Raw genomic sequence first — 8,126 nt, 5'->3', positions numbered from 1 at the left:
GTTTGAATTCGAGCGTGTACTGCGCCCGCTTTGCCTTGACCGTCATCGTTTCTTCTCCTTGCTTGAGTTTACACACTCAGCAAGAGATTCGTTTTTCGGGGGCAAGGTCAGGGGTCTCCCGTTCGATCTTGGCCGCAATATTCACGATTTTTTTAAATGGCTCTCGCAGTCATTGAATCTTGTCGATCCCCTCATCCTGGACATCGACGGCGACGGTATCCACACGACTAACCCAGACAATTCCAACGCCTACTTCGATTTCGATGGCAGCGGCAGCCGTACGCATACCGGCTGGATCAGCACGGGTGACGGTTTCCTCGTCCTCGACCGTAACCACAACGGAACGATTGACTCTGGCGCAGAACTGTTCAGTAATTTCACCCCGCTCGCAAACGGCACGCTTGCCGCGAACGGCTTCGACGCTCTCCGCGAGTTCGACCTGAACAGAGACGGCGTCATCGACCGCAACGACGCCATCTGGTCGTCGCTGAGAATCTGGCGTGATGCCAACGGCGACGGCACTTCACAATCTGGTGAACTGCTCAGCCTTGACGAACTCGGCATTGTCTCGATCAATCTGAGTAAAGACGCCACCATTCGCACGCTTGAAAACGGCAACATGGTGCGAGGTTCCGGCTCGTTCGTGCAAATGGTAGATGGTGTTCCCGTCGAGCGGGACATGCAGGAAATCTGGTTCGGCCAGGACACGCTGCACCAGCGGTTCGACACGGCCATCCCGCTGCGTGACGACGTCATCGCAATGCCATACGTACAAGGCGCAGGTAATGTGCGAGATCTGTGGCAGGCCGCTAGCCTGGATACACCCGAAGGCGCCGCATTGCGCACACTGCTCGACCAGATCACGCAGGCAAAATCGGCGGCCTCGCAACAGGCGCTGATCGAGCCGTTGCTGAAGGCCTGGGCGGCAACGTCGAGTATGACGACGTCACAATTGCTGAAGGATGCAGGTAAACGGACCATTACCGGCTATGCCAGCGACGCCGACTGGATCGGTCGCCTTACCGTACTGGAAAAAATGTCGGGCAGTAACCGGCCCGCGGCTACGATCGGCAATGCAGGCGGAGGAACTTCGACGTCGCGCAGCAGTTACGTCGGTATCCGGGTCACGATCCCATTCTTCGAGGGTTTCGGATCGACTTACCGGATTCGCGAGGCAAGGGCGCAAGCTGAACTTCAGCAGGCGAACGTCGCCGAAACCGAGCAGCAGGTTGCGTTGAATGTCTGGAAAAGTTACGAGGCGGTGCGGGCGGGTGCGCAGACCATGCTCCAGGCGCAAGCCTTGCAGGAAAACGCGGGCTTGGCTTTCGAAGCGGCGCAGGCGCGCTACAAAGCTGGGGTGGCAGGCATTATCGAACTGCTGCACGCGCAAGACGCGCTGATCGCCGCTAACCACCAACGCATCGCAACCCAATCCGACTGGTTCGTTGCTCGCCTGAGTCTGGCGGCGAGTCTCGGCAAACTTGATTTAGGGCAAATACAAAACCGGTGAGAGTGAAGCACCGTGATCAACGATCACGCCACGTCTTCACATCATCTCCATTTCCTGCATCTGCCCCAGGCCAAAAAAACGTCCTAACTCCTTGGCTAACTCATTCAACGCGCTCATTTCCTTCTGGGATATTCGGCGTGGCTCCTGCGTATGAGACCAGTCGCCATATAGCAGCGCCACCGTCTGATCGGTGTCGTCGACTACCGGTAGCAGCACGAAGGCACGGGCGTCGTCGAACGAACGGCGGAACCATTCCGGCAATCGCGCGACCATCTTCGGGTCGCGTGCGTTCTCGATGAAAATGCCGACCGAGTTCGCGATCGCGAGATGAAACACATCGGGTTCGAACGCGGTGTTGAACGATAGCTTCGGCAGCGCCGCGTCGATCTTTGGACCGAGCCCAAGGCGCGCCTTGAAAGTGCCGTTGCTGTGCTTGACGAATACCACCGTGCGCGCAAAGCCGAGCGCCGCCAGCACGGTTTCCGCGGCCAGCGCGAGGGCCGGCGCGAGCGGGCTGCCGTCGGGCAGGCCGCGCAGATCGCCCACTCCCGCCGCGATGCGTGCTTCCGGATTGAGCGCTTCGCGCGCGATCGCGTCCGCATTGGCGCGCAGTTCCACAATCTCGCGCATCACGCCGTCGCCGCCTTCTTCACGAGCGAGCGCGATGCTCATTCCCTGCAGCACGTCCGGATCGGTATTCAGTGCGTGGCTGTATTCCTGGGCCAGTTCGGCGATGCGTTCTTCGCGCTCCCAGTCCGGCATGTTCTGCTGGGTCAGCACGTCGGCGACCGCCGTCGAATAATTGGTGATGGCGCGCAGCCACTGCACCTGGCGCGGCTGCTCGACGTCCAGCGGATCGAACTCGCCCATGCCGGAGCGGATCATGTCCGGCAGGCGCCAGCGGACCGCGGCTTCGGCGCCGATTTCGTCGAACGTGACGCCGAGCACCAGCACGCAGGCATCGGCTTCGAGGGTGCCGTCGTCGATATGCCGGCGGATCTGATCCCATTCCGCGTCGAGATAGAACACCACTAGCAGCTTGCCGATCTGTCGCATCAGCGTGCAGACCACGGCTTCTTCGCCGGCGCGCAGATCACCGCGCTCAGTGAGCTTGCGCGCGACGCAGCCCGACAGCAGCGTGCGGTTCAATTCGAGTTTCGCGTCGATACGGCGCGGCGCGCTGTGATGAAAGTGATCGACGATTTTCAGGCCGACCACCAGATGGCCGACCGCGTCCATGCCGAGCACCATCAGCGCGCGCGACACGGTGGTGATATTGCCGCCGAACGCCATGTACATGGCCGAGTTGGCCAGCCGCAGCACTTTTTGCGTCAACGCGAAATCCGACAACACGACCTGCACGAGGCCGGTGAAGTCGAGGTCGTCGTTGTTCATCGCCGCCATGGTGGTGCGCAACGACTGCGACAGCATGGGGAAATCGCCGCGCTCGCTCATTCGCGTCCAGAGCCGGTCGAGCACCGCCGCCTTTACCATGTGAGTCCCGCCAAAGCCATACATGTTCCAATGAGTGCCACACCGGCACGAGGCCGGCATCTTCCGCAGCGCACGAAGTTTGCCCGCGTCATTATGCGGTGTGCAAATGAAGCGTGCGCGCTTCGAAACGTTGTGCAAGTTCGTCGGAGGGCAACGCCTTGCAGACGAGCCATCCCTGAATGTGGTCGCATCCCATCTCGGTGAGCAGGCTGCGTTGCGCTTCAGTTTCGACGCCCTCGGCAACCAGTTCGAGATCGAGCGTTTGTGCAAGCCCGACGACTGCGCTAACGATCGCCTGATCGTTCCGCGAGGTTAGCAGATTCTCGACAAAACTCCGGTCGATCTTGAGCTTGGCCAGAGGGAATCGTTGCAGGTAAGCCAGACTCGAATAGCCGGTGCCGAAATCGTCGACGGCAAAGCGGATCCCCATCGCCGTCAGTTCTTCGAGCAAACCCTTGGCATGCGCCGGGTCGTGCATCAGCAGGCTTTCGGTGATCTCGAACACGAGGCGGCGCGGATCGATGCCCGTCAACTCGATCGCTTCGCGCACGCTGTCCTTGAAACGCGGATCGCGGAACTGCTGCGGCGACACGTTGACGGCGACGTATTGCAACGAGATGCCCCGCGCGTCCCACTGGATCAGCTGCATGCAGGCGACCTTCAACACCCAGTTGCCGAGGAAGTTGATCAGACCGATCGATTCCGCGAGCGGAATGAACATCGAAGGGGGCACGAGCCCGTGCACGGGATGCGACCAGCGGATCAGCGCTTCGACGCCGACCACGCCGTGCGTGCGGCTGCTCGTGATCGGCTGGAAGTGCAGCGAGAACTCGCCATTGCGCACGCCGTCGTAGAGATCGGCTTCCAGCTTCAGGCGCTCGGCGTCGGCAGGGTTGTCGTCCGGTACATAGAAGGCGAGCGTGTTGCCGCCGGCCGCTTTGGCTTGCAGCAAGGCGTGGTCGGCCCAGCGCAGCAGGTGAGTGTCGTGGGCGGCGTCGTCGTTGGCGTGGCGCACGTCGGGGTAGAGTGCAATGCCGATGCTTGCCGACAAGTGCACCTGCTGGCCGTTGAAGACATACGGTTGCTGGATCGCGGTCAGCAGGCGACGGGCCAGCGCTTCGGCCGCGGCGGCAGCGTCGGTGCGGCTCGCGGCAGGCTTCACGAGGATCGCGAATTCGTCGCTGGCGACACGCGCCACCGTCTCGTTCGGGCTCGTCATGTTCAATAGGCGCCGCGCCGTGTCGCGCAACATCTCGTCGCCGGCATCGTAACCGAGCGCGCGGTTCACGCGCTGATAGTCGTCGAGGTCGAGCAGCAGTAGCGCGGCCGGCGTGCCGTGGGCGTCGGCCTGCTGCTGTGCGTCGAGCAGCGCGGGGATCAGCGCCGGCTGATTGGCCAGGTTGGTCAGGCGGTCCAGATGCAGCGCCTGGGTCAGGCGTTCCTCCGTGGCGCGCCAGGCGGATACGTCGAAGCCGGCGATCGCATAGCCTTCAACGCCGTCATGCAGGCTGCGTACCACGCGCAGTTCGACGGTGATCGGGTAGGTCAGTGACTTGATGAGGCCGAGCGTGGCCTTTTCGACGTTGCCCGTGGCGGTGGCGCGCGTCAGCAGCGCATCGAGGCGCGGCACGTCGGCCGGCGCCACGAGATCGTGCAGCGTGATGGTCTCGAGATACTCGCGGTGATAACCGATGAAGCGCAGGCTCGCGTCGGAAACATAAAGGAAGCGCAGGCTCTCATCGATGTGCGCCAGCAGGTCGACGGCACCGACCACCTGTTCCAGTTGCGCAGCGCGGCTGACGCCGGCTTGCGGTTTGCCGGGGGCATGCCGGCCGAACGCACGAAACCGGTCGATGACCGTGCGCAAGGAGCCCCGGCGGGGCGCGGTGATCCTGTTCGCTTCCATGTTTGTCGCTGGCAACCTGTGTTCGTCTGCAGGCGGGGCGGCTTACTGCCCGCCGTATTCGGGCGGTTGAGAGGTATCAGGCCGCCCCATCAGAACAAGATAACGACCCCTGGCGGAAAATCTTTAGCGCCTGCTGCAAAAAACAAATGGTAAGGAAGTGGCGGCAGGGCCAGGCGGCGTCGCGAGGGCGATTCAGTTAAAGTGAACTGGCTTCGTTTCCGTTAATACGTCAAACCTGCTGTGCAGCGCCGGCGATGACCTCGCTGCGTAGCTTCCCGAACACTTGCACCGATGATCCATGTCTGAACGTCACTTTGTCAGGGCCACCCCCCGGCACATCGAGGTGCTTGAACAATGTGCCGAAGACGCCGACCCGGCGTCCGGAGCACAGTTCGTTTATCTGGGCCGCCAGCCGATTCTCGATCGTGACGGCGCGCTCAATGCTTACGAATTATTGTTTCGATCCGGTGCGCATAACTATGCCGAGGTCAGTGACGACGCCCAGGCGACGGCGCAGGTCGTGGCTCGCGCGATCGGCGGAATCGGCGTGGCGGCCGTGCTGGGCCAGCACCGCGGCTTCGTCAATATCGACCGTGCGCTGCTCTTTAACGACATCGTTCATCTGATGCCGCCTGAGCGCTTCGTGCTCGAGATCCTTGAAACCGTCAAGTTCGATGCGCATCTGGCCCGCCGGCTGACCGAATTGCGCCGCGCCGGCTTCCAGGTGGCGCTCGACGACGTCAGCGAGCTGTCGGACGAGCTGCTCGCCGCGCTGCCGCACGCCGACATCGTCAAGATCGACTTTCTGCTGGCCGAGCGGTCCGCGCTGGCCAAACTGGCGTCGACCGTCCGCAGCCATGGCAAAACACTGATCGCCGAGAAGGTCGAGACGCGCGAAGACTTTTTGCTGGCTCGCGAGCTCGGCTTCGACCTGTTCCAGGGCTACTTCTTCGCGCGGCCGCAGGTGCTGGCCGCGCCGCGCAACCGCTCGCCGCGCCCTGGTTTGCTGCGTTTGCTGGCGCTGTTGTCGCGCGATGCTGGGATTGTGGAGCTCGAAGCGGAGCTCAAGCAGAACCCGAGCGTGGTGGTGCAACTGCTGCGCCTCGTTAATTCGAGCGCATTCGGGCTGGGGCGCAATATTGCCTCGCTGCGTGAGGCCATCATCGCCACCGGCACACGGCAGATTGCGCGCTGGGCGCAACTGTTGCTGTACGCGGACAGCGGCGATCTGCCGTGGCGCGCCGACCCGCTGGTGCAACTGGCCGGCACACGCTCGCGCTTCATGGAATTGGCTGCGGGCTGGCTGCGCCCGGCCGATGACGATTTTGCCGACGCCGCTTTCATGACCGGCATTTTTTCTCTGGTCCACGTGGTGCTTGGCAGTACGCCGGCGGCGGTTCTCGAGAAGCTCGGCCTTGCTCCGCAGATTCGCGAAGCGATCGTCACGCGCGGCGGCGCGCTCGGTACCTTGCTGCGGATTGCCGAAGCGGCCGGCGAGGGCGCCGATGCCGCTCAGATCGCAGCCGGACCCGATGCGCCGCCCGGCTTCGCGGCGCTGACGCCCGAGGTGCTGGCGGAGCTAAACCTGTCCGCTGCGGCATGGTTCGGCGCGCATATCGAAGAAGCCGCCTGATGCATCCTTCAAGCAGGTTCTGACGTACCTTGTCTGTACGTGTTTCAATAGCGTATTGAGGTTGCCGAGGTTCGGCTGAACGCCGTGACCTTCGGCTTATTGCACTGACTGCGTGCATTAACGTTTCGAGGGGACTGCAGATGAAGAGAAAATTCATTCCGATGACGCTGGCGGCTGTCTTGTCGGTGGGATTCGCAATGCATTCGCTGACGGCTTCAGCCACGCTCAAGCCGGGCGATGCCGCGCCGCCGTTTACCACCGAGGCTTCGCTGGGCGGCAAGACCTACTCGTATTCGCTTGCCGACGAATTGAAGAAGGGGCCGGTGGTGCTGTATTTCTATCCGGCGGCCTTCACGAAGGGCTGCACGATCGAAGCCCACGAGTTTGCCGAAGCGGTTGACGAGTACAAGAAATATGGCGCGACGGTGATTGGCGTATCGCACGACAACATCGACACCTTGACGAAGTTTTCGGTGAGCGAATGCCGCAGCAAATTCCCGGTGGCGGCCGATGCCGATTCGAAGGTGATCGGCGCTTATGATGCCGGCTTGCCGATGCATAGCTCGATGGCCAATCGTGTGTCGTACGTGATTGCGCCGGACGGCAAGATTATTTACGAGTACACGAGTTTGTCGCCGGAGAAGCACGTCGAGAACACACTGAAGGCGGTGAAGGATTGGGCGGCTGCGCATAAGCAGCCGTAACTGTTGGGATTTGCGCGGCGGCGCGGTTTGCGTAATGGTTTTGTTGCCATGAGGCCTCGGGCGTTGCTCGTGCTAGCCTGAGTTTTTTGCCGGGTGAGCTTGCGATGCCGATTATTGTTGTACTCATTGCGCTGATCGCGCTGGTGTATGGCGCTGTGCGGGCGTTTTATGCCTTGCAGGCGGCTTTTGGGTTGGGTGTTGCTGTTGGGGTTGCGGTTTTTGTTGGGTTGCTTTTGATTGCTGCGGTGGTTTATTGGTGGCGGCGGCGGAAGGAGGTCGCTCCTAATGTTCGTGATGGTGATTGGACTCACGAACTTAATGGCACCTGGGGGGCGGTGCGGCTCGCTGCTGGTAAGCGGTTTTGTGAGGTTCGCCTTGGCGGCGAGCTGGGGGCTTATATTTTTGCTGATCTGCTTGGGGCTGAGGTGCGGTGCCATGATGGTCTATGGCAGGTTGCTTTGATGGTCAAAGACCCTAAGCATCAGGTTTGGGTTTTGCCCATGCTGGGCGAGCGGCAGGCTAAGCAGTGGCGGAGGATTTTTTTGCTTGCTGTTGGGCAGAGGCTTTAAGGTTCTTTTTTGCCTTTTGCGGCGGCATTTGGCCGTGTTCCTGGGGTGTTGGCCTTTCATTGAGTTGGTTGACTGCGCGGCGCTTATTGTCTGTGTTCTTCGGGCTTTGGCCTTTCCTTGAATTGTTAGTGGTTTATTAGTGTTCCCCCTGTGCGGGGGGGCACCTACTTTTCTTTGCCGCCGCAAAGAAAGGTAGGCAAAAGAAAGCGGCGGCGGATTCAACCGGTCGATGCAACACCTCTGTTCCAATACGGAAATGGAGAGTGGAGCACGATGGGACGACAAAGAAGACCGTGGTTGAACACCGCGC

At 61.3% G+C, this 8,126-nt stretch carries 6 protein-coding genes; 4 read left to right on the top strand and 2 right to left on the bottom strand.

Annotated elements, in window-relative coordinates; translation table 11 throughout:
* Positions 1–1,510 (top strand): TolC family protein (locus KHO33_RS41285; RefSeq protein ID WP_200568483.1); only part of this gene is annotated, 1,510 nt, incomplete at its 5' end.
* A gap of 36 nt (positions 1,511–1,546) precedes the next feature.
* On the opposite strand, the gene KHO33_RS41280 is transcribed toward KHO33_RS41285, so the two are convergent.
* Entirely contained in the window at positions 1,547–3,004 is a 1,458-nt protein-coding gene (locus KHO33_RS41280) for an HDOD domain-containing protein (RefSeq protein WP_200568482.1), read from the bottom strand.
* Between the two features lie 91 nt (positions 3,005–3,095).
* Positions 3,096–4,910: a putative bifunctional diguanylate cyclase/phosphodiesterase gene (locus tag KHO33_RS41275; RefSeq protein WP_054043040.1), complete on the bottom strand. Its 1,815-nt coding sequence runs from the start codon at positions 4,908–4,910 to the stop codon at positions 3,096–3,098.
* 298 nt (positions 4,911–5,208) lie between these two features.
* Between KHO33_RS41275 and KHO33_RS41270 the strand changes: the two genes are divergently transcribed.
* From KHO33_RS41270 to KHO33_RS41260, 3 genes are all read left to right on the top strand, one after another.
* Positions 5,209–6,543 carry an EAL and HDOD domain-containing protein gene (locus KHO33_RS41270; protein ID WP_054043038.1) on the top strand — a complete coding sequence of 445 codons (1,335 nt, stop codon included), beginning with the start codon at positions 5,209–5,211 and terminating at the stop codon, positions 6,541–6,543.
* A gap of 140 nt (positions 6,544–6,683) precedes the next feature.
* Positions 6,684–7,247 carry a peroxiredoxin gene (locus tag KHO33_RS41265; protein ID WP_054043036.1) on the top strand — a complete coding sequence of 188 codons (564 nt, stop codon included), beginning with the start codon at positions 6,684–6,686 and terminating at the stop codon, positions 7,245–7,247.
* Positions 7,248–7,351: 104 nt separating this feature from the next.
* A complete protein-coding gene (locus tag KHO33_RS41260; protein WP_200568481.1) occupies positions 7,352–7,816 on the top strand; it encodes a hypothetical protein in 465 nt (154 codons plus the stop codon).
* The last annotated feature ends 310 nt before the right edge of the window (positions 7,817–8,126 follow it).

Origin of the sequence: Paraburkholderia nemoris (assembly GCF_905221015.1) — a bacterium.
GTDB lineage: Bacteria > Pseudomonadota > Gammaproteobacteria > Burkholderiales > Burkholderiaceae > Paraburkholderia > Paraburkholderia nemoris.
The sequence above is the reverse complement of the archived record's forward strand: the minus strand, read 5'-3'. Positions and strand labels throughout refer to the sequence as shown.

Coding starts and splice junctions, on each gene's coding strand:
- KHO33_RS41280 (WP_200568482.1), bottom strand. CDS start 3,004: ATGGTAAAGGCGGCGGTGCTCGACCGGCTCTGGACGCGAATGAGCGAG.
- KHO33_RS41275 (WP_054043040.1), bottom strand. CDS start 4,910: ATGGAAGCGAACAGGATCACCGCGCCCCGCCGGGGCTCCTTGCGCACG.
- KHO33_RS41270 (WP_054043038.1), top strand. CDS start 5,209: ATGTCTGAACGTCACTTTGTCAGGGCCACCCCCCGGCACATCGAGGTG.
- KHO33_RS41265 (WP_054043036.1), top strand. CDS start 6,684: ATGAAGAGAAAATTCATTCCGATGACGCTGGCGGCTGTCTTGTCGGTG.
- KHO33_RS41260 (WP_200568481.1), top strand. CDS start 7,352: ATGCCGATTATTGTTGTACTCATTGCGCTGATCGCGCTGGTGTATGGC.